Source organism: Kitasatospora sp. NPDC005748, assembly GCF_040630735.1.
Taxonomy (GTDB): Bacteria; Actinomycetota; Actinomycetes; order Streptomycetales; family Streptomycetaceae; genus Kitasatospora.
Genome location: NZ_JBEXYD010000040.1, coordinates 21,571 through 43,086, shown reverse-complemented (window position 1 = coordinate 43,086; position 21,516 = coordinate 21,571). Strand labels below are relative to the sequence as shown.

Genomic DNA, 21,516 nt, shown 5'->3' with positions numbered 1-21,516 from the left:
GGCGCGTAACCTGCTGAACGGGCGGATGGAGGGGTCATGGAGGAGCAGCGGGCCGGGAGCCGGGTGAGCCGGCCGGAGATCAGGCTGGTCCGGCGCGGGTTCACCGACCCGGCGCAGGCCGTCCGGCTGCTCGCCGGGCCCGGTCTGGAGGGACTGGCCGACGACCCGGTGCTGCTGGACGCGCTCGGCGCCACGGCCGACCCGGACCTCGCCCTGCTCGGCCTGGCCCGGCTGCTGGAGGGCGCCGACGAGACCGAGCGGCACACCCTGCGCGACACCCTCACCACCTCCAAGCCGCTGCGCGACCGGCTGCTCGGCGTGCTCGGCGCGTCCACCGCGCTCGCCGACCACCTGGCCCGGCACCCGCACGACTGGCACGTCCTGGTCACCTTCGAACTGCGCGACATGCACCCCGGCCCGGAGGACTTCCGGCGCGCGCTGCGCGAGGGCCTGCGGGCGGACGCCGCCGTCAGCCCGGCGGACGCGCTGCGGATCGCCTACCGCCGCTGCCTGCTGGCCATCGCCGCCCGCGACCTCACCGGCACCACCGACCTCGCGCAGACCGCCGCCGAACTGGCCGACCTGGCCGGCGCCACCCTGCAGACCGCCCTGGAGATCGCCGCCGAGGAGGACCCGGAGGCCGCCGGCGCCTGCCGCCTCGCCGTCATCGGCATGGGCAAGTGCGGCGGGCGCGAACTCAACTACGTCTCCGACGTGGACGTCATCTTCGTCGCCGAACCGCGGGAGGGCGTCGAGGAGCAGGAGGCGGTCAAGGCCGCCACCCGGCTGGCCGCCGCGCTCACCCGGCTCTGCGCGGACACCACCGGCGAGGGCACCATCTGGCCGGTGGACGCCAACCTGCGCCCCGAGGGCCGCAACGGCCCGCTGGTCCGCACCCTGGCCAGCCACCAGGCCTACTACCAGCGCTGGGCCAAGACCTGGGAGTTCCAGGCGCTGCTCAAGGCCCGTCCGGTCGCCGGGGACGCCGAGCTCGGGGCCGCCTACCTGGCGGCGCTGGAACCGATGGTCTGGCAGGCAGCCGCCCGGGAGAACTTCGTCACCGACGTGCAGCAGATGCGCCGCCGGGTGATCGACTCGATCCCCGTCACCGAGCTCGACCGCCAGCTCAAGCTGGGCCCGGGCGGCCTGCGCGACGTCGAGTTCTCCGTCCAGCTGCTCCAGCTGGTGCACGGCCGCACCGACCCGGCACTGCGCAGCGGCAACACCCTGGAGGCACTCGGCGCGCTCTCCCGGGGCGGGTACGTGGGCCGGGCCGACGCCGCCTCGCTGGACACCGCCTACCGCTTCCTGCGCTCGCTGGAGCACCGGATCCAGCTGCACCGGCTGCGCCGCACCCATCTGATGCCCACCGGCGAGGAGGACCAGCGCCGGCTGGCCCGCTCGCTCGCCCCGCTGATCAACGACGACACCCGGGCCGACCCGGTCGCCGCCCTCCAGCGGGAGTGGAAGCGGCACGCCGTCGAGGTCCGCCGGCTGCACGAGAAGCTGTTCTACCGGCCGCTGCTGGACGCCGTCGCCGAGCTGCCGACCGGTGCGACCGGGCTGAGCCCGGACGCCGCCCGGGCCCGGCTGGAGGCGCTCGGCTACGCCGACCCGGCCGCCGCGCTGCGCCACCTGACCGCGCTGGCCTCCGGCGTCAGCCGCAAGGCCGCCATCCAGCGGACCCTGCTGCCGGTGCTGCTGGGCTGGTTCGCCGACTCGGCCGACCCGGACGCCGGGCTGCTCAACTTCCGCCAGGTCTCCGACGCGCTCGGCCGCACCCCCTGGTACCTGCGGCTGCTGCGCGACGAGAGCGCCGCCGCCGAGCAGCTGGCCCGGGTCCTCTCGGCCGGCCGGCTCGCCCCCGACCTGCTGCTGCGGGCCCCCGAGGCGGTCGCCATGCTGGGCGACCCGCAGGGCCTGGCGCCGCGCGGCCGGCCCGCCCTGGAGCAGGAGATACTGGCCGCCGTCGGCCGCGCCGACTCCGCCCCCGCGGCCGTCGCCGCCGCCCGTTCGGTGCGGCGCCGGGAGCTGTTCCGGACCGCCGCCGCCGATGTCCTCGGGCGGCTCGGTGACGACCCGGCCGAGGCCCTGGACGTCGCGGGCGAGGCGCTCACCGCGCTCAACGCGGCCACCCTCCAGGGCGCGCTGCGCGCCTGCACGGCGGGCTGGGAGGCCCGGCACGGGGAGCTGCCGACCCGGATCGCGGTGATCGCGATGGGCCGGTTCGGCGGACACGAACTCGGCTACGGCTCCGACGCGGACGTCCTCTTCGTCCACGAGCCGCTGCTCGGTTCGCTCGACCAGGACGCCGCCCGGGCCGCCCAGGCGGTCTGCCACGAGCTGCGCACGCTGCTCTCCGGGCCGTCCACCGAGCCGCCGCTGGTGGTCGACGCCGATCTGCGCCCGGAGGGCCGCAACGGCCCGCTGGTGCGCACCCTCGCCTCCTACGCGGCGTACTACCGGCGCTGGTCGCACGCCTGGGAGAGCCAGGCACTGCTGCGCGCCGACCCGGTGGCGGGGGACGCGGAGCTGGGGGAGCGGTTCCGGCAGCTGATCGACCCGCTGCGCTACCCGGGCTCCGGGGTGCCGGAGCGGGACGTGGTGGAGATCCGCCGGATCAAGGCCCGGATCGAGGCCGAGCGGCTGCCGCGCGGCGCCGACCCGACCACCCACACCAAGATCGGCCGGGGCGGACTGGCCGACGTGGAGTGGACCGTCCAGCTCCTCCAGCTCCAGCACGGGCACGAGCTGCCGGCGCTGCGGACCACCCGGACCAGGCCCGCGCTGGCCGCCGCCGCCGAGGCCGGGCTGGTCGGGGCGGAGGACGCGGCGGTGCTGGACGCCGCCTGGGTGCTGGCCTCCCGGGTGCGCTCCGCGGTGATGCTGGTCCGCGGCCGGCCCGGGGACAGCTTCCCCGGGGAGGCCCGGGAGCTGGCCGCGGTGGCCCGCTACCTCGGGTACGGCGCCGGGCACAGCGGCGAGCTGGTGGACGACTACCGGCGCACCACCCGGCGGGCCCGGGCGGTGGTGGAGCGGCTGTTCTACGGCTGATCCCCGACCGGCTGCGCCCCGGCCACCGGAGGATCGCTGCGCCCCGGCCACCGGAGGTCCGGCGAAGGGGCCCTGGGCAAGGGCAAGGCCCGGGGTACGGCGAAGGGCCCGCGGAAAACTCCGCGGGCCCTTCGCCGTACCGGTCTCAGCGCCGTCCGGCGCTCACCGCGGGCTCGCTCCACTGCTCGGGCACCGTGATCGGCTCGTCCGCCGCCCCCCGGGCCGGGACCTTCGGCAGGCGGTAGACCCAGACGTGGTAGATCAGCCGGGCCACGACGAAGCCGACCGTGAGGCAGGCGACGCCGCCGACGGCGTCCATCCAGAAGTGGTTGGCGGTCGAGACGATCACCACCAGGGTGGCCACCGGGTAGAGCAGGCCGAGCGCGCGGACCCAGGCCGCGCGGGCCAGGAAGAAGATGGCCAGGCCGCACCAGAGCGACCAGCCGATGTGCATCGAGGGCATCGCCGCGTACTGGTTGGAGACGTGCGTGGCGGGCCCGGAGGCCATCGAACCCCAGGTGTTGTGGACCTTCAGGGTGTCGATGAAGCCGCCGTCCGTCATCAGCCGGGGCGGGGCGAGGGGGAAGAAGTAGAAGCCGACCAGGGCGATGCCGGTGGTGACGAACAGCACCGTGCGGGCCGCGGCGTAGCGGCCCGGGTGGCGCCGGTAGAGCCAGACCAGGACGCCGATGGTGATGATGAAGTGCAGCGTCGCGTAGTAGTAGTTCATCCCGACGATCAGCCACGAGAACTTGTCGACCGCGTGGTTGACCGAGCGCTCGACGGCCACGCCGAGGCTCTGCTCGAAGTCCCAGATCCAGCCCGCGTGCTTCTGGGCTATCGCTTCCTGTTCCGGGACGGCGTTGCGGACGAGGGAGTAGACCCAGTAGCTGATCCCGATCAGCGCCAGCTCGAACCAGATCCGCGGTCGCGCCGGTGAACGGCGCTGGTCACGGATGCGGCCGCGCAGCGCGGCCGCGCGGGACTGGGCGACGCGGGTGGCTCCGTCGGGCACCCGGCCGGAGCCGGCCGGGCCCGCTGCGGAACTGCCACCGTGCGCCGCCGCCGCGGCGCGCTCGGCGCCGGTCTGCTGGATCTCGGTCGGTTCCCCCATGGACGAGAAGTCTGCCAGACGTCCCGTAGCCGTCTGCTCATCCTCTGGAAGTGGATTCTTCACCGACTGTCCCCCTTGAGGGCTAGGGGACTGCTCCCACCGGGGTAGGGGGTGCTGTGGGATCTGGTACGAACCGGCGGGACGGGCATACGTCCTATTCTCACGCCGAGTGCCCCGGGTGGCGCAATCGGGGGCGGGCAGCGGCACGCCGGGGGCCGAAATTTCCGGGACCGAAACCCTTTCTGCATCTTGCTGAAACAGATTGCAGACCGCTAGCGTCCTGGCAACTCGACACCCTTACCCCCGCAAGGGAGCCCTCAGTGGCCGATGTCCCGCCCCGCCGCACACGCCGACGGAGCACCACCCCGATCCGCAGACCCGGCCGCACGGCCGTGCTGCTGGCCGCCGCGCTGACCGCCGCCACCCTGGGCGGCGCGGCTCCCGCGGCCTTCGCCGCGGTCCCGCCCGGCCCGCCCTCGGACGCCGCGCTGGCCGCCACCGCCGGGCGGCACGACCTCTCCCGCGAGCAGTTCTACTTCGTCCTGCCGGACCGTTTCGCCAACGGCGACCCGGGCAACGACACCGGGGGCATCACCGGCAGCCGGCTGGACCACGGCCTCGACCCGGCCGACAAGGGCTTCTACCACGGGGGCGACCTCGCGGGCCTGCTCCAGCGGCTCGACTACATCCAGGACCTCGGCACCACCGCGATCTGGATGGCCCCGATCTTCAAGAACAAGCCCGTCCAGGGCGCCGGCGACCAGGCCTCGGCCGGTTACCACGGCTACTGGATCACCGACTTCACCCAGGTCGACCCGCACTTCGGCACCAACGACCAGCTCAAGGAGCTGATAGCCAAGGCGCACGCCAAGGGCATCAAGGTCTTCTTCGACGTCATCACCAACCACACCGCCGACGTCATCGACTACGCGCAGCAGCAGTACGGCTACCGCTCCACCGGGGCCTACCCGGTGCTGGACGCCGACGGCCGGCCGGTCGACGAGACCGCCGTCGCCGACGCGGGCGCCGGCTCCCCGGCCGCCTGGCCGAAGCTGACCAAGGACTCGTTCCCCTACAGCCCGGTCTTCCGCAAGCCCGCCGACACCGCCGCCAAGGCCCCGGCCTGGCTCAACGACCCCGCGCTCTACCACAACCGGGGCGACTCGACCTTCGTCGGCGAGTCCGCCACCGAGGGCGACTTCTCCGGCCTGGACGACCTCGACACCCAGAACCCCAAGGTGGTCCAGGGCTTCGAGAAGGTCTACCAGCAGTGGGTCAAGGACGCCGGCGTGGACGGCTTCCGGATCGACACCGTCAAGCACGTCAACATGGCCTTCTGGCAGCAGTGGGCGCCCGCGCTCAAGGACTTCGCCGCCAAGCAGGGCAACAAGAAGTTCTTCATGTTCGGCGAGATCCTCTCCAGCGACCCGGCGGTCACCTCGCCGTACGTCACCAAGGGCCGGCTCCAGGCCACCCTGGACTTCCCGTTCCAGAGCGCCGCCCGCTCCTACGTCTCGCAGGGCGGCTCGGCCCGCGGCCTCGCCGACGTGTACGGGCAGGACTACCGCTACACCTCCGCCGACACCGACGCCTACGAGCTGCCGACCTTCCTCGGCAACCACGACATGGGCCGCTTCGGGTCCTTCCTGCTCGGCGACAACCCGGGCGCCGACGACGCCACCCTGCTGAAGAAGGACCGGCTCGCCTCCGAGCTGCAGTTCCTCACCCGGGGCCAGCCGGTCGTCTACTACGGCGACGAGCAGGGCTTCACCGGCGCCGGCGGCGACAAGGACGCCCGGCAGGACCTCTTCGCCTCGCGGACCCCCTCCTACAACACGGACCGGGTGCTCGGCGGCCCCTCCGGCTCCGCCGACCGCTACGGGCGCGACGGCGAGCTCTACCGGGGCATCGCCGGGCTGGCCGCGCTGCGCCGGGACCACCCGGCCCTCGCCGACGGCGCCCAGATCGAGCGGTACGCCGCCGACGGCGCGGGCGTCTACGCCTTCTCCCGGATCGACGCCGGGCAGCAGGTCGAGTACCTGGTCGCGGTCAACAACGCGGCCGAGGCGAAGACCGTCGCCCTGGACACCTTCTCGGCCGGCCAGGGCTTCGACCGGATCTACCCGGCCGCGGGGGAGCGCCTGACCAGTGGCGCGGACCGCGCGGTCACCGTCACCGTGCCCGCGCTCTCCTCGGTGGTGTTCAAGGCCGCCGGGAAGCTGGCGCCGGTCGCGGCCGCGCCGACGCTCGCGCTGCGGACCCCGGCCGACGGCTCCACCGGCACCGTCACCGTCGGCGCGGACGTCGACGGCGGCGGCTTCGACCGGGTCACCTTCGCCGCGCAGATCGGCGACGCGCCCTGGCGGACCCTCGGCACCGCCGACAACGGGACGTACCGGGTCACCCAGGACCTCGGCGCCGTGCAGCCCGGCACGGTGGTCCGCTACAAGGCCGTGGTCCAGGACTCCAGTGGCCACCTGCGCTCGGCCACCGGCAGCTTCACCACCGGCACCCCCGTCCCCGCCCCGGCGCCCAGCGCCACCGCCCGCCCGTACGCCGTCGTGCACTACCAGCGCGAGGACGGCGACTACGACGGCTGGAACCTCTACGCCTGGGGCGACCTCGCGGACGGCGAGGCCACCCCCTGGCCCGCCGGGCACGGCTTCACCGGCCGGGACGCCTACGGCGCCTTCGCCTACGTGAAGCTGAAGGAGGGGGCCTCGGACGTCGGCTTCGTCGTCGAGAAGGACGGCGTCAAGGACGTCGACACCGACCGCCACCTCGACGTCGGCGCGACCGGCGAGGTCTGGCTCAAGGAGGGTGACCCGACCGTCCGGACGGCGAACCCCGGGCCCGCCAACACCCAGCCCGCCGGCACCGCCGTCATCCACTACAACCGGGCCGACGGCGACTACACCGGCTGGGGCCTGCACGACTGGACCGGCGCCGCCACCCCGACCGACTGGGGCAACCCGCTGCTGCCGGTCCGCCGAGACGCCTTCGGCGCCGTCTTCGAGGTGCCGCTGGCTCCCGGAGCCACCAGCCTCAGCTACGTCCTGCACCGGGGCAACGACAAGGACCTGCCGACCGACCAGTCGCTGGACCTCGCCGCCAACGGCCACGAGGTCTGGATCCTGGGCGGCCGGGAGGGCTACCTGCTCCCGCAGAACGCCGCCGCCGCCTCGCAGCTGGACCCCGGCTCCGCCAAGGCCCAGTGGATCGACGCCCGCACGGTCGTGGTGCCCGCCGGGTACGGCGCCAACGACGCCGCACTGGCCGGCGGCACCAGCGCCCAACTGGTGTACGACCCCGAGGGCGGCATCCGCGCCGAGAAGGGCGTGCTGAGCAAGGCCGGGCAGTGGATCCGGCTGACCCCCGCCGCCGGGCTGACCGACGCCCAGAAGGCCGCCTTCCCGCACCTGGCCGGCTACCGGGCCTTCACCGTGGACGCCCGCGACGCGGCCCGGGTGCCCGCCGCGCTCCGCAGCCAGCTGCTCTTCACCGAGCACCTGCCCAGCGGCGCCGCGCTGGCCGCGACCGGGGTGCAGACCCCCGGCGTGCTGGACGACCTGTACGCCCGCCGCACCGGCCGGGTGGACTTCGGACCGGCCTACTACAACGGCAAGGTGGCGCTGTCGGTCTGGGCGCCGACCGCGCGGGAGGTCTCCGTCCAGCTCTTCGACGGACCGGCCGGCGGCACCCCGAAGACCGTCCCGCTGAAGCTGGACGACGAGACCGGTGTCTGGGAACTCGTCCGTGACAAGGCCGAGTTGGACGGCAAGTACTACCTGTACCAGGTGAAGGTCTGGGCGCCGTCCGTCCAGCAGCTGGTGGTCAACACCGTCACCGACCCGTACTCGGTGGCGCTGTCCGCCGACTCCGGGCGGAGCCTGGTCGCCGACCTCGCCGCCAAGGCGCTGAAGCCCAAGGGCTGGGACGACCACACCGTCCCGAAGGCCGTCCCGCCGGCGCAGCAGCAGATCCAGGAGCTGCACGTCCGGGACTTCTCGGTCGAGGACGGCACGGTGCCGGCCGCCGAGCGCGGCACCTACCTGGCCTTCACCGAGTCCCAGTCGGCCGGCATGCGGCACCTGCGGGAGCTGGCCCAGGCCGGCGTCACCACCGTGCACCTGCTGCCGACCTTCGACATCGCCACCATCCGGGAGAACCGGGCCCAGCAGAAGCTGCCGGCCTGCGACCTCAAGGCCCTGGCGGCGGACAGCGAGCGGCAGCAGGAGTGCGTGGCGGCCGTCGCCGCCGAGGACGCCTACAACTGGGGCTACGACCCGCTGCACTACAACGTGCCGGAGGGCTCGTACGCCACCGACCCGGAGGGCACCGCCCGGACGGTGCAGTTCCGGCAGATGGTGCAGGCGATCCACCAGGCCGGGCTGCGCGTGGTGCTGGACGTGGTCTACAACCACACCGCCGCCGCCGGCCAGGCCGAGCACTCGGTGCTGGACCGGGTCGTCCCCGGCTACTACCAGCGGCTCGACGCCAACGGCAAGGTGACGACCGACAGTTGCTGCGCCGACACCGCGCCCGAGCACGCCATGATGAACCGCCTGGTGGTGGACTCGGTGACCACCTGGGCGCGTGAGTACAAGGTCGACGGCTTCCGCTTCGACCTGATGGGCCTGGATCCCAGGTCCACCATGCTGGACGTGCAGGCCGCACTGCGCAGGATGACACCGGATTCGGACGGCGTCGACGGGAAGAACGTCTTCCTCTACGGCGAGGGCTGGAACTTCGGCGTCGTGGCCAATGACGCCCGCTTCGCGCAGGCCACCCAGCTGAACATGGCCGGCACCGGCATCGCCACCTTCGACGACCGGATCCGGGACGCGGCGCGCGGCGGCAACTTCCAGCTCTCCTCGGCCCCGCAGCAGGGCTTCGCCTCGGGCCTGTACTCCGACCCCAACGGTTCGCCGGCCAACGGCACGCCGCAGGAGCAGAAGGACCGGCTGCTCAAGCAGATGGACCAGCTCAAGGTGGCGCTCACCGGCAACCTGGCCGGCTACGCGTTCACCGACAGCGCGGGCCGGGCCGTCACGGGCGCGGGCGTCGACTACAACGGCGCCCCGACCGGGTACGCGGCCGTGCCGGGCGAGGCGGTGGAGTACGTGGACGCGCACGACAACACCGACCTGTTCGACGCGCTGGCCTACAAGCTGCCCGCCACCACCGCGCCCGCCGACCGGGCCCGGATGCAGGCGCTCGCGCTCTCGCTGACCGCGCTCACCCAGGGGCCGGGCTTCGTCCAGGCCGGCACCGACCTGCTGCGTTCCAAGTCGCTGGACGCCAACTCCTACGACTCGGGCGACTGGTTCAACGCGATCCAGTGGGACCCGGCGCAGGGCAACGGCTGGGGCCGCGGCGTGCCGACGGCGGCCGACAACAAGCAGATGTGGCCGGCCGCCAAGTCGCTGCTGGCCGATCCGAAGCTGGCGATGGGGGCCGCCGACATCCGGGCGACCACCGCGCAGTACCAGCAGTTCCTGCGGATCAAGCAGGGCTCGCCGCTGTTCTCGCTGCCCACCCTGGCCGCCGTCCAGCAGCGGCTCTCCTACCCGCTCTCCGGCACGCCCGGCGAGACGCCCGGGGTGATCACGCTGCACCTGGACGGCACCGGGCTGGCCGGGGCGCAGAAGGGCATCACCGTGGTGTTCAACGCCACGCCCACCGCGCAGAGCCAGACCGTGGCCGCCCTGAAGGGGACGGCGCAGGCGCTGCACCCGGTCCAGGCGGGCGGGGCCGATCCGGTGGTCCGGCAGTCCGGTTTCGCCGCCGCCACCGGCACCTTCACCGTGCCGGGCCGCACCGTGGCGGTCTTCGTCCAGAACTGACGCTCCGCCGTACCCGGCCCCGCACCGCCCTCGGGCGGCGCGGGGCCGTGGTATTTCCCGCCGCTGCCCGGCACGCGGGTGGCCGAAAACCGTCGTTGGCACGGCCGGAAAGGTGAGGTGACGGATCCGCCCGGCAGCACGGTCCACCATGCGGACGCCGAGCGGGCCCTGAGCGCTGGTCAGTGCCCGCCGGAAGTGATCGAACCTTCCGGGTGGCGATGAAAACCGTCGTCGGTAGTTCCCGCGCCTGTAACACGGACGGGGGTCCGACGGATGAACGGTCCCGGTAGCTAATCGGCCAATCAGTGGCATGCATCTGTCATTCACGGCTCGTTTACTGCCACGATTCCCCCGGCTGCAGACGAGGGGGCCCCACCCCCCGGTGCGGCTGTCCCAGGTCAGGTTCAGCGCCTCTTCCTGCCAGCAACTGCTCGGTCTTTGCTCCGCAACCGCACCCGCGCCGCGCACCCGGCGGCGGGGGCCCCCACTGCGCCGCAACCCTGCGGCCAGGTTCTCTCCACCGCACGCGCACCCCGCGTCGGTCGGAAAAGGAGTCCGCATGTCCCGTTACACCCAGGCTCGGAAGGCAGCGGTTGTCATGGCCGCCTCCACCGCGCTTCTGGTGACCGGCATCCCCGTCATCGCGCAGGCCGCCACCCCGGACGCGCCGGCCGCGGTCGCCGCCCAGCAGGCGAGCCGTGCCCAGCTGATCGCCTCGGCGACCGGGCAGACCGCCGCCCTCGCCCAGACCCTGGGCCTGGGCAGCGAGGAGAAGCTGGTCACCAAGGACGTCTCCCAGGACGCCGACGGTACTCGCCACCTGCGGTACGAGCGCACGCTGAACGGCCTTCCGGTTCTCGGCGGCGACCTGGTCGTGCACCAGAGCGCCACGGGTGCGACCAAGGGCGTGGACCGCGCCAGCACCGCCCCGCTGACCGGCGTGAGCACCACGCCGAAGCTGGCCGCGCCGGCCGCGCAGTCCGCCGCGCTGGCCGCCGAGTCGGGCGCCGCGCTGGAGTCCGCGCCCCGCCTGGTGGTCTGGGCCGCCGACAACAGCCCGCGCCTCGCGTGGGAGACGGTCGTCTCCTCCACCGAGGCCGACGGCACCCCGAGCAAGCTGCACGTGGTCACCGACGCGACCTCCGGCCAGGTCATCCAGAAGTTCGAGGGCATCCAGACCGGCACCGGCAAGGGCGTCTTCGTCGGCAACGTCACCATCGGTACGACCCAGTCGGGCTCCTCGTACCAGATGAAGGACGGGGCTCGCGGTGGGATGTACACCACGAACCTGAACCACGGGACCTCGGGCACCGGCACCCTGTACACCAAGTCGACCGACAGCTGGGGCGACGGCACCGTCGCCAACAGCGAGTCGGCCGCGGTCGACGCCCACTACGGCGTCGCGGCCACCTGGGACTACTACAAGAACACCTTCGGCCGCAACGGCATCCGCAACGACGGTGTCGGCGCCTACAGCCGCGTCCACTACGGCAACAACTACGTGAACGCCTTCTGGGACGACTCCTGCTTCTGCATGACCTACGGCGACGGTGACAGCAACACCCACCCGCTCACCGAGCTCGACGTCGCGGGCCACGAGATGAGCCACGGCGTCACCGCGGCCACCGCCAACCTGAACTACTCGGGTGAGTCCGGCGGCCTGAACGAGGCCACCTCGGACATCTTCGGCACCATGGTGGAGTTCTACGCCAACATCCCGACCGACAACCCCGACTACCTGATCGGTGAGTTGATCAACATCAACGGGGACGGCACCCCGCTGCGCTACATGGACAAGCCCTCCAAGGACGGCGGCTCGGCCGACTACTGGTCCTCCACGGTCGGCAACAAGGACGTCCACTACTCGTCCGGTGTCGCCAACCACTTCTTCTACCTGCTGTCCGAGGGCAGCGGCGCGAAGGTGATCAACGGCGTCAGCTACAACTCGCCGACCCAGGGCAACATCGCCGTCAGCGGCATCGGCCGGGACAAGGCGGCGGCGGTCTGGTACCGCGCGCTGACCACCTACATGACCTCCACCACCAACTACGCCGCGGCGCGCACCGCGACGGAGAAGGCGGCCACCGACCTGTACGGCGCCGGCAGCGCCGAGCTCAACGCGGTCAGCACCGCCTGGGCGGGCGTCAACGTGGGCACCGCTCCGAACCCGGGTGGCGTCACCGTCACCAGCCCGGGCAACCAGAGCACCGCGCTGAACGGCTCGGTCAACCTGCAGATCGCCGCCACCGGCGGCACCGCCCCGCTGACCTTCACGGCCACCGGCCTGCCGACCGGCCTGTCGATCAGCTCCAGCGGCAAGATCACCGGCACCGCCACGACCGCGGGCACGTACAACGTGACCGTGACCGCGAAGGACGCCGCCAACAAGACCGGTTCCACCAGCTTCACCTGGACCGTCTCCGGCGGCGGCGGCAGCTGCACCCCGGCGCAGCTGCTCGGCAACGCCGGCTTCGAGACCGGCAGCGCCGCCCCGTGGACCGCCTCCAGCGGTGTCGTGGACAACAGCGCCTCGCAGGCCGCGCACGGCGGTACCTGGAAGGCCTGGCTGAACGGCTACGGCTCCGCCCACTCGGACAACCTCTCGCAGACGGTGACCATCCCGGCCGGCTGCAAGGCCTCGCTCAGCTTCTACCTGCACATCGACACGGCCGAGACCGGCTCGACGGTGTACGACAAGCTGGCGGTCACGGTCAACGGCACCGCGCTGAAGACCTACTCGAACGTGGACGCCGCCGCGGGCTACCAGCTCCGCACCTTCGACCTCTCGTCCTACGCGGGCCAGACGGTCACCCTGAAGTTCGCCGGCACCGAGGACGCCTCGCTGCAGACCAGCTTCGTGATCGACGACACCTCGATCGCCACCAGCTGACCCGCTCCGGCGGTCAGTAGAACCAAGTAGGACAGGGAGCAGGGCCCGGCAGCCACGGCTGCCGGGCCCTGCGTCGTGGGTGCGGCGGGCGGCCCGTCCGGGGGCCCGCCCGGCGGGCACGGGGCGTGAGCTTCCGGAAACGGACCGGCAACCGCGGGGCAACCGCCGGGCAACACGAAACACGGGCGAAACGTGTCCGTCCGCAACCAGAAATCCGCCCTCGCGACACTCTCCCAACCGACCCGCGCTCCTCCCTGGCGCGGGCCCGTGGGAAGGCACGCCCCTATGTTCCTGGCTGACCCGTCGCCCGGCCTCGACACCGGAGACACCGCCTGGCTGCTGGCCAGTACCGCACTCGTCCTGCTGATGACCCCCGGCCTGGCGCTGTTCTACGGCGGCATGGTCCGCACCAAGAGCGTGCTCAACATGATCATGATGAGCTTCGTCTCCATCGCCGTGGTCACCGTGGTCTGGCTGCTGGCCGGCTACTCGCTCGCGTTCGGCCCGGACGTCGGCGGCTGGGGGCTGATCGGCGGCCTGGACCACCTCGGGATGGCTGGAATCACCCCCTCCTCGCTCACCGGCCACGTCCCCACCGTGCTGTTCGCCACCTTCCAGCTGACCTTCGCGATCATCACCGCCGCGCTGATCAGCGGCGCCATCGCGGACCGCGCGCGGTTCGGTTCCTGGGTCGCCTTCACCGCGGTCTGGACGCTGCTGGTCTACGTCCCGGTGGCGCACTGGGTGTTCGCGCCCGGCGGGTGGATCCTGTCGAAGCTCGGCGCGCTCGACTTCGCCGGCGGCACGGTGGTCGAGGTCAACTGCGGGGCCAGCGGACTGGCCCTGGCCCTGCTGCTCGGCCCCCGGATCGGCTTCCGCAAGGAGGCGATGCGCCCGCACAACCTGCCCCTGGTGCTGCTCGGCGCGGGCCTGCTCTGGTTCGGCTGGTTCGGCTTCAACGCGGGCTCGGCGCTGGGCGCCAACGGCCTGGCCGCGTCCGCGCTGCTCAACACCCAGGCGGCCGGCTGCACCGGGCTGCTCGGCTGGCTGCTGGTCGAGAAGCGCCGGGACGGCCACGCCACCACCCTGGGCGCCGCTTCCGGCGCGGTGGCCGGCCTGGTCGCCATCACCCCCTCCTGCGGGAGCGTCGACCTGCTCGGTGCGCTGGTGGTCGGGCTGGCGGCGGGCGTGGTCTGCTCGTACGCGGTCAGCTGGAAGTTCCGCTTCGGCTTCGACGACTCGCTGGACGTGGTGGGTGTGCACTTCGTCGCCGGGGTCATCGGCACCGCGCTGATCGGCCTCTTCGCCAGCGCCGCGATGACCGGCGGCCCGGTCGGGCTGCTGCACGGCGGCGGCCTCGGCCAACTCGGCAAGCAGCTGGCCGCGGTGGCCGCCGTCGCCGTCTACGCGTTCGCCATGACGTACGGGATCGGGCGGGCGGTCGACCGGGTGCTGGGCTTCCGTGCCGACGAGGAGCACGAACTCACCGGCCTGGACCTCGCCGTGCACGCCGAGACCGCGTACGATCACGGCGTCCTGGGCCACGGTACGACCGCCCATGCCACCACCGTGCTCACGCACTCCTCCGACAGGACCCCCTCCGCATGAAGCTGATCACCGCGATCGTCAAGCCGTTCAAGCTGGACGAGGTCAAGAACGCCCTGCAGGCCATCGGGGTGCACGGACTGACCGTCACCGAGGCCAGTGGGTACGGGCGCCAGCACGGGCACACCGAGGTCTACCGGGGTGCCGAGTACCGGATCGACCTGGTCCCCAAGGCCCGGATCGAGGTGGTGGTCGAGGACGCCGACGCGGACCAGGTGATCGAGGAGATCGTCCGGGCCGCCCGGACCGGGAAGATCGGCGACGGCAAGGTCTGGGCGGTGCCGGTGGAGACCGTCGTCCGGGTCCGCACCGGCGAGCGCGGGCCGGACGCCGTCTGAGGCCCGCCCCGCCGTCCTGAGCGGCGCTGAGTGGCCCTGAGCTGCCCTGGAGACACTACGGCGATGCCCCCGTGCGAGACCGCGCGGGGGCATCGCCGCGCCGCGCGACGAGTGGAAGGTCGTATACGAGGTTTCCCGGGCTGCGGGAACGTTGTTCCCAAGGTCTTGACGGGCTCTCAGTGTGACCTTAGGTTCAGCGCTGCAAGTTTCCTGCAAGTTTCAGCAACCTTTCACGCGCGGTACCCCAGGCTGCCCCACCCCAGCCCCCAGGAGACATCGTGGTCACCACCGCCCCCGTCCGCCGGCCTGCCCGGACGGCCGGCGCGCTCGCCGCCTCCGCGGCGCTCGCGCTCTCGCTCACCGCCGCCTTCGGCGCGGCCCCCACCGCCCAGGCCGCCCCACCCGGCAACGGCAAGGACGTCACGGCCACCCTCTTCGAGTGGCGCTTCGACTCCGTCGCCAAGGCCTGCACCGACACCCTCGGCCCGAAGGGCTACGGCTTCGTCGAGGTCTCGCCGCCCCAGGAACACATCCAGGGCGGCCAGTGGTGGACGTCCTACCAGCCGGTGAGCTACCGGATAGCCGGGCGCCTCGGCGACCGGGCGTCCTTCAAGAGCATGATCGACACCTGCCACGCGGCGGGCGTCAAGGTGATCGCCGACTCGGTGATCAACCACATGTCGGCCGGCTCCGGGACCGGCACCGGTGGAACCAACTACAGCAAGTACACCTACCCCGGGTACTACCAGGACCAGGACTTCCACTCCTGCCGCACCGCGATCAGCAACTACGCCGACCGCTCGAACGTGCAGAACTGCGAACTGGTCAACCTCTCCGACCTGAACACCGGCAGCTCCTACGTCCAGCAGACCATCGCCGGCTACCTGAACGACCTGGCCTCGCTCGGCGTCGACGGCTACCGGATCGACGCGGCCAAGCACATCGCCGCCGCCGACCTCGCCGCGATCAAGGCGAAGACCGCCAACCCCAACGCGTACTGGGTGCAGGAGGTCATCTACGGCGCGGGCGAGCCGATCCAGCCCACCGAGTACACCGGCACCGGCGACGTCGACGAGTTCCGCTCCGGCACCTGGCTGAAGAGCGCCTTCCAGGGCGGCCGGATCGCCGACCTCGCCTCCTGGGGCTCCGGTCTGCTGCCGGGCGACAAGGCCCGGACCTTCGTCGACAACTGGGACACCGAGCGCAACGGCTCCACGCTGACCTACAAGGACGGCTCCGCCTACACCCTGGCCAACGTCTTCATGCTGGCCGACCCCTACGGCTCGCCCAACGTCTACTCCGGCTACGCCTTCTCCGGCCACGACGACGGCCCGCCCAACGGCGGCACCGTCAACGCCTGCTACAGCGACGGCTGGAACTGCACCCACGCCTGGCGGCAGGTCGCCAACATGGTGGGCTTCCGCAACGCGGTGGCGGGCACCGGGATCACCAACTGGTGGTCCAACGGCAACAACGCGATCGCCTTCGGGCGCGGCGGCAAGGGCTTCGTGGCGATCAACCGCGAGAGCGGGCCGGTCACCCAGACCTTCCAGACCTCGCTGCCGGCCGGCTCCTACTGCGACGTCCAGCACGGCGACCCGGCGGCGGGTGGCTGCGGCGGCCCGTCCTACACCGTCGGCCCGGACGGCCGCTTCACCGCGACCGTCGGCGCGGGCGACGCGGTGGCGCTGTACGTGGGCGCTCCCGGCGGCGCGGGCAGCTCGGGCGGTTCCAGCGGTTCCGGCGGCGGGACGCCGGTGAGCGGCGGCGCCTCCTTCGCGGTCAACGCGAGCACCGTGCCCGGGCAGAACATCTTCGTGGTCGGCGGCACGGCCGCACTCGGAGGCTGGGACCCGGCCCGGGCGCTGCCGCTCTCCTCGGCCGCGTACCCGGTCTGGAAGCTGGACGTGACGATGCCGGCGGGCACGTCCTTCGAGTACAAGTACGTCCGCAAGGACGCCTCCGGGGCCGTGACCTGGGAGTCCGGCGCCAACCGCACGGCGACGGTGCCGGCCTCCGGCGGCCTGGTCCTGAACGACACCTGGCGCGGCTGACCCGCGCCGACGGCCGCCACCCTCCGCCCTGCGTCGGGGAGGGCGGCGGCCGTCAGCGTGCCACCCTCCCCGGGCGGCCGTCAGCGCGCCGCCCGGCAACTACCCCGGGCGAGTGGATCCCGCCGCTTCGCCGCCCCGGTACGGGTGAACGCTGTCAGCATCACGGGATGAGAACCACCCCCGCCGTCCTGGACGTCGAACTGTGCGGCGGCCGCTGGGACGGTCACCGCAAGCGGGTCCACGCCGCGGCTCCGCCGCCCTCGCTGCGGATGGTGCTGCGGGCCGAACTGCCCGCCGCGGAGGCCGGCGAGTACTGGCCGACCACCAGCGTCTACCGGCTGGACGAGACCGGCGGCCGACGGCGCTACCGCCACTCCCACGACGAGTAGCGCCGGGTGCCCCGCGGCCCGCGTCGGCCGGGTGCCCCCGCGGCCCGGGTCAGCCGCGTCCGATGTACGGCATCGCGGTCGCCATCACCGTGGCGAACTGCACATTGGCCTCCAGCGGCAGCTCCGCCATGTGCCGCACCGTGCGGGCCACGTCCGCGACGTCCATGGTCGGCTCCACCGCGATCCGCCCGTCCGCCTGCCGCACGCCGGTGCTCATCGCCGCCGTCATCTCGGTCGCCGCGTTGCCGATGTCGATCTGCCCGCAGGCGATCCGGTACGGACGCCCGTCCAGCGACAGCGACTTGGTCAGCCCGGTGACGGCGTGCTTCGTCGCGGTGTACGCGATCGAGTGCGGCCTCGGCACGTGCGCGGAGATCGAGCCGTTGTTGATGATCCGGCCGCCCCGCGGGTCCTGGGCCTTCATCTGCCGGAACGCTGCCCGGGCGCAGAGGAAGGCGCCGGTCAGGTTGAGGTCGACCACCGCCCGCCATTCGGCGATGTCCAGCTCGTCCACCGCGGCGGGCGCGCCGAACGTCCCGGCGTTGTTGAACAGCAGGTCGACCCGGCCGAACGGCTCGGCGGCCGCCGCGAAGAGCACGTCCACCGCCGCCGGGTCGGTGACGTCGGTCGGCACCACGACGGCCGCCCCGCCGCCCGGTCCGGCCGCCGCGCAGAGTTCGGCCGTCCCGCGCAGCGGCTCCTCCCGCCGTCCGGCGAGCACGGGTAGCCACCCGGCGGCGGCCAGCTCCACGGCCACGGCGCGCCCCACCCCGCTGCCGGCTCCGGTGACGACGGCGATCTGCTGTGGCATGGCGGTACTCCTCGGAGGGTCTTCGGGCGGCCCGTCGGTCGACGGCAGGTGCGATCGTTCCCGATCCGCCGCCCCGAGTCACTGGTGGAAGGTCCCAAAGTCCGGCCCCCTCCCGTCCGGCGCGCCGTCGGTTGTGGGGGACCCGGGGGAGCCCCCCGCCACCCGGCGGGGCGGGCCACCCGCCGGATGGCGGGGGCGCCTGCGGGGCTTGACCCGATCGGGGACAAACCTTGAATCGGCGCAGGCCGCAGCGCAACCGGGCCGCCCGGGTCCACGTCATAAGATCGCAGGACGGCGCGCTCCCGCGAGGGGCGGCGCGCCGCCGCCCCGGGGACCGGCGTGACGTCGCACCCCGGGTCTGTCCGGCCCCACCCGGGGGCCGCCGGCCGGCTCCCGAGGGGCCGGGCGTGACATCGGTCGGAGAGTCCTCACCGTGCAGCCGCAGTCCACCCGTGTCCGTGCCGCCCTGACCGGCGCCGCCGCCTTCGCCCTGGCCGCCTCGCTGGCGGCGTGCGGCAGTACGGATGCCGGCGGCAAGGGGGACGCCGCCAAGGCGAGCAGCGCCAAGGGCGGCGCCGGTACGGCGAGCGGCACCCCCGCACCCGGCAGCCCGACGGGCGCCCCCGGCACCCCGACGACGACGGCTCCGAACCCGGCCGGCAAGGTCCTCATGCCCACCGGCCCGGAGGCGAGCTTCGGCAAGGCCCGGGACACCGCGGCCGGACAGATCCTGATGACCACTTTGAACGGGCCCAAGTCGGGCGTCTCCGGCAAGGTCTGGGTCTGGCTGCCGCCCCAGTACAACGACCCGAAGTACGCCCGGACCGGCTTCCCCGTGCTCACCCTCTACGCGGGCGGCCAGAGCGCGGGATACAACACCTGGACCGACAACCAGCTGCCGATCCAGGAGATCGACGCCGATCTGGCGAAGGCCGGCAAGGCGCACCCGTTCATCATGATCATGCCGGTGCAGAACCTCGACTCCAACGAGGCCAAGGCCCTGGAGTGCGCCGACATCCCGGGCCAGCCCAAGATGGGCACCTGGATGGCCGAGGACATCCCGGACTTCGTCCGCGCCAACTTCCGGACGGTGAAGGGCCGCGACGGCTGGGGCCTGATGGGTGCCTCCACGGGTGCGTTCTGCAGTGCCAAGCTGGCGCTGCAGCACCCGGACAAGTTCAAGGCCGCCGTCCCGATCGACGGCTACTTCAACCCGGACTCGCCGCTCTGGAAGGGCCACGAGGCGGAGCGGCAGGCCAACAGCCCCGATCTGCTGGTCACCCAGGGCAAGGCCGAGGTGAAGCTGCTCGCCACCGCGGGCGGCGCCAACCCGTTCGAGATGAAGCTGGTCAAGGCGTGGGTCGCCAAGGCCGCACCGCCGCTCTCGGTCGAGTACTACGAGCAGGCCGGCGGCAAGCACCTCACCAGCGACTTCAAGAAGATGATCCCGGACACGCTGCAGTGGCTGACCAGGAACCTCGCCGGGCCGCAGAGCGACTGACCCGGCCGGGGAGGCGCCGCCGTGGACGCGTCCGGTGGCGCCGCCCCGGCGCGGGCCGCCGGACGGCGGGTCGGGGCCCGACTCCGTCTTCGTCCCCGTCGGCGCGCCCGTCCCCGTCGGCGCGCCCGTCGCCGACGGCGCGGACGGCTGCCGCCAAGTCCGCGGCAGGCCGCTGACCTGCGCGTCAATCGGACATTGATTCGCCTCTGATCGACTACGGCCACTGTGGTGGGACCGCATTCCGCCAGTGCCGCCAGCCACGGAACCGGTCCGGGAGGACCGGTCGTGCCATGCCGTGCAAGCCCGCCGTGCCAAGTCGTGAAGAGAGTGCCATGCCGAGCCGTCTGCTGTCCCTAGCGTCCCCCTCCGTGCCCGCCCAGGCGGGCTCCCAGTGTCAGCGGGCCGCCGACGAGGAGCCGCAGGCCATCCGGTTCGCGGGGCTGCGGCTGGTGCACAATGCCCTCCGTCGCGACCTCGCCCGACTGCCCAACGCCCTGCGGCTGCTCCAGCCCGGCGAGGACGAGAAGGGCGAGGCGCTCCTGCGGCACTGGACCTTCGTCACCGCGATGCTGACCTGCCACCACGAGCAGCAGGACATCCGGGTCTGGCCGTTGGTCCGCCGCTTCGCGCCCGAGCTGCGCCTGCTGCTCAACTGGCTGGAGAGCGACCACCACAACCTGGACCACTCCTTCACCCGGGTCACCACCCTGGTCCGGATCGCCAGCCGGGACGCGGGCAGCACCTGGCCGGTCGCCTACGCCATGGACGACCTGGCGGCCCGGCTGGAGACCCACCTGCGGATCGAGGAGCGCCAACTGCTGCCGCGGATGGAGCGGGTCTTTGCGCGGTCCTCGCGGGTGGGAAGCCTGCCGGAGCTGCTGGACCTGCTGCGTTCCGCCGACGGCCCCGGTACCGCCGACGCGCTCGCCTGGCTGCTGGACGGCGTCGAGCCGGCGGTGGTCGAGTCCCTACTGGCCCAGTGCGACGACGATGTGGCGCGCAACTGGCCGCACTGGCACGCGACCTACCAGCGCTGCACCGGCCTGCTCTGGGGCCCGGCGGAGGCCCTGGACGGCTCCGCCGAGTGAGCGGCGGGCCTTTCGCGGGCCCTCGATCTACGCGCGTGGCATATGCCCAGCGCCTATGCCGCGACGGTGTGCGATGATCGGCGCCGGGCCCGCGTCGGGCGTCTCAACTCCCCATGTTCCCGTAGGAGTTGACTGTGGTGCCGTCGGGGGCGGGCTGGTCCGGGGCGGCCGGGGGAGGGTGCCGCCGCGGGCCGGTACCGAGCCACGACCGGGGCCCGCTACTCGGGCAGGCGGTTGAGCCAGGTCAGCGGAGTCACCCAGATCGCCTTCTCCGGTGAGCCGTCCCACTCCACCGGCAGGCCGGCCGCCTCCAGCGCCGCGACCACCGCGCGGCCGATCTCCACCGTCCTGAGCTCCGCCGACTCGGCGCTCCCGCCGTCGGCCCGGAACCCGCCGTAGCGCAGCATCAGTCCACGCCCGGCGGCCGCCCCCTCGGTGTCCTGCTGGTGGAAGAAGACGAAGCCGCGCGAATCCTCGTCCGCCTCGCCGCCGATCTCCGCGTAGCCGCAGTTCGCACAGCAGGTGAAGTCCATCGCCGCGACGATGCCCTGCTCCTCCAGCGCGTCGAAGGCCTCCTCCAGCCGGTCCACGTCCGTGGTCTCCGGCCACGAAGCCTGCTCGGCCAGCCGCTCCTGCCAGAGCGGGGCGACGATCTCCTCGGCGTCCTCCGGCTCCAGCCCCTGGTCCTCGAACTCGTCGACCAGGGACTCGGCTATCTCGTCCGGCTCCTGGAACCCGCAGCGGATCAACTCGCGGGCACGCTCCTCCGCCTCGCGCCGTACCTCGAAGCTGAGCTCGGTCTCCTGGTTCATGCCCGCATCCTCGC

Annotated in this window: 12 protein-coding genes; 9 read left to right on the top strand and 3 right to left on the bottom strand. The window is 72.8% G+C overall.

Translation table 11 applies throughout. The features are described from left to right. The first annotated feature begins 36 nt into the window (after positions 1-36). Positions 37-3,054 (top strand): bifunctional [glutamine synthetase] adenylyltransferase/[glutamine synthetase]-adenylyl-L-tyrosine phosphorylase, encoded by a 3,018-nt coding sequence (locus ABZ495_RS25320; protein ID WP_359802750.1) that lies wholly within the window; start codon positions 37-39, stop codon positions 3,052-3,054. A gap of 145 nt (positions 3,055-3,199) precedes the next feature. Here ABZ495_RS25320 and ABZ495_RS25315 read toward each other — a convergent pair whose 3' ends face one another. After that, positions 3,200-4,168, bottom strand: a complete 969-nt coding sequence (locus ABZ495_RS25315; protein ID WP_359802748.1) for a phosphatase PAP2 family protein — start codon at positions 4,166-4,168, stop codon at positions 3,200-3,202. A gap of 392 nt (positions 4,169-4,560) precedes the next feature. Between ABZ495_RS25315 and pulA the strand changes: the two genes are divergently transcribed. The 6 genes from pulA (at position 4,561) to ABZ495_RS25285 (ending at position 17,290) form a co-directional block, all read left to right on the top strand. After that, entirely contained in the window at positions 4,561-10,014 is a 5,454-nt protein-coding gene (pulA, locus tag ABZ495_RS25310) for a pullulanase-type alpha-1,6-glucosidase (RefSeq protein WP_359838243.1), read from the top strand. 559 nt (positions 10,015-10,573) lie between these two features. Further along, a complete protein-coding gene (locus tag ABZ495_RS25305) occupies positions 10,574-12,904 on the top strand; it encodes a M4 family metallopeptidase (RefSeq protein WP_359838225.1) in 2,331 nt (776 codons plus the stop codon). A gap of 285 nt (positions 12,905-13,189) precedes the next feature. Beyond that, the gene (locus tag ABZ495_RS25300) at positions 13,190-14,512 is read left to right on the top strand and encodes an ammonium transporter (protein ID WP_359838223.1); all 1,323 of its coding nucleotides are present in this window, start codon (positions 13,190-13,192) and stop codon (positions 14,510-14,512) included. Next, the gene (locus ABZ495_RS25295; protein ID WP_329487365.1) at positions 14,509-14,847 is read left to right on the top strand and encodes a P-II family nitrogen regulator; all 339 of its coding nucleotides are present in this window, start codon (positions 14,509-14,511) and stop codon (positions 14,845-14,847) included. Before ABZ495_RS25300 ends, ABZ495_RS25295 begins: the two co-directional genes overlap by 4 nt. A gap of 275 nt (positions 14,848-15,122) precedes the next feature. Next, a complete protein-coding gene (locus tag ABZ495_RS25290) occupies positions 15,123-16,901 on the top strand; it encodes a carbohydrate-binding module family 20 domain-containing protein (RefSeq protein WP_359802998.1) in 1,779 nt (592 codons plus the stop codon). A gap of 167 nt (positions 16,902-17,068) precedes the next feature. Continuing rightward, positions 17,069-17,290, top strand: a complete 222-nt coding sequence (locus tag ABZ495_RS25285) for a hypothetical protein (RefSeq protein ID WP_329487364.1) — start codon at positions 17,069-17,071, stop codon at positions 17,288-17,290. Between the two features lie 49 nt (positions 17,291-17,339). Here ABZ495_RS25285 and ABZ495_RS25280 read toward each other — a convergent pair whose 3' ends face one another. Then, positions 17,340-18,101, bottom strand: coding sequence for an SDR family oxidoreductase (locus ABZ495_RS25280; RefSeq protein WP_359802743.1), 762 nt, complete (start codon positions 18,099-18,101; stop codon positions 17,340-17,342). 433 nt (positions 18,102-18,534) lie between these two features. Between ABZ495_RS25280 and ABZ495_RS25275 the strand changes: the two genes are divergently transcribed. Both ABZ495_RS25275 and ABZ495_RS25270 read left to right on the top strand, forming a co-directional pair. Beyond that, positions 18,535-19,602, top strand: a complete 1,068-nt coding sequence (locus ABZ495_RS25275; RefSeq protein WP_359838221.1) for an alpha/beta hydrolase-fold protein — start codon at positions 18,535-18,537, stop codon at positions 19,600-19,602. A 368-nt stretch (positions 19,603-19,970) separates the two neighbouring features. Continuing rightward, positions 19,971-20,690, top strand: coding sequence for a hemerythrin domain-containing protein (locus tag ABZ495_RS25270; protein WP_359838219.1), 720 nt, complete (start codon positions 19,971-19,973; stop codon positions 20,688-20,690). 218 nt (positions 20,691-20,908) lie between these two features. On the opposite strand, the gene ABZ495_RS25265 is transcribed toward ABZ495_RS25270, so the two are convergent. Then, positions 20,909-21,502, bottom strand: a complete 594-nt coding sequence (locus ABZ495_RS25265) for a hypothetical protein (RefSeq protein WP_352286977.1) — start codon at positions 21,500-21,502, stop codon at positions 20,909-20,911. Positions 21,503-21,516 lie beyond the last annotated feature (14 nt).

Bases quoted from the DNA above. Each gene is read 5' to 3' on its own strand.
- ABZ495_RS25320 (WP_359802750.1), top strand. From the start codon at position 37: ATGGAGGAGCAGCGGGCCGGGAGCCGGGTGAGCCGGCCGGAGATCAGG.
- ABZ495_RS25315 (WP_359802748.1), bottom strand. From the start codon at position 4,168: ATGGGGGAACCGACCGAGATCCAGCAGACCGGCGCCGAGCGCGCCGCG.
- ABZ495_RS25305 (WP_359838225.1), top strand. From the start codon at position 10,574: ATGTCCCGTTACACCCAGGCTCGGAAGGCAGCGGTTGTCATGGCCGCC.
- ABZ495_RS25300 (WP_359838223.1), top strand. From the start codon at position 13,190: ATGTTCCTGGCTGACCCGTCGCCCGGCCTCGACACCGGAGACACCGCC.
- ABZ495_RS25295 (WP_329487365.1), top strand. From the start codon at position 14,509: ATGAAGCTGATCACCGCGATCGTCAAGCCGTTCAAGCTGGACGAGGTC.
- ABZ495_RS25285 (WP_329487364.1), top strand. From the start codon at position 17,069: ATGAGAACCACCCCCGCCGTCCTGGACGTCGAACTGTGCGGCGGCCGC.
- ABZ495_RS25280 (WP_359802743.1), bottom strand. From the start codon at position 18,101: ATGCCACAGCAGATCGCCGTCGTCACCGGAGCCGGCAGCGGGGTGGGG.
- ABZ495_RS25265 (WP_352286977.1), bottom strand. From the start codon at position 21,502: ATGAACCAGGAGACCGAGCTCAGCTTCGAGGTACGGCGCGAGGCGGAG.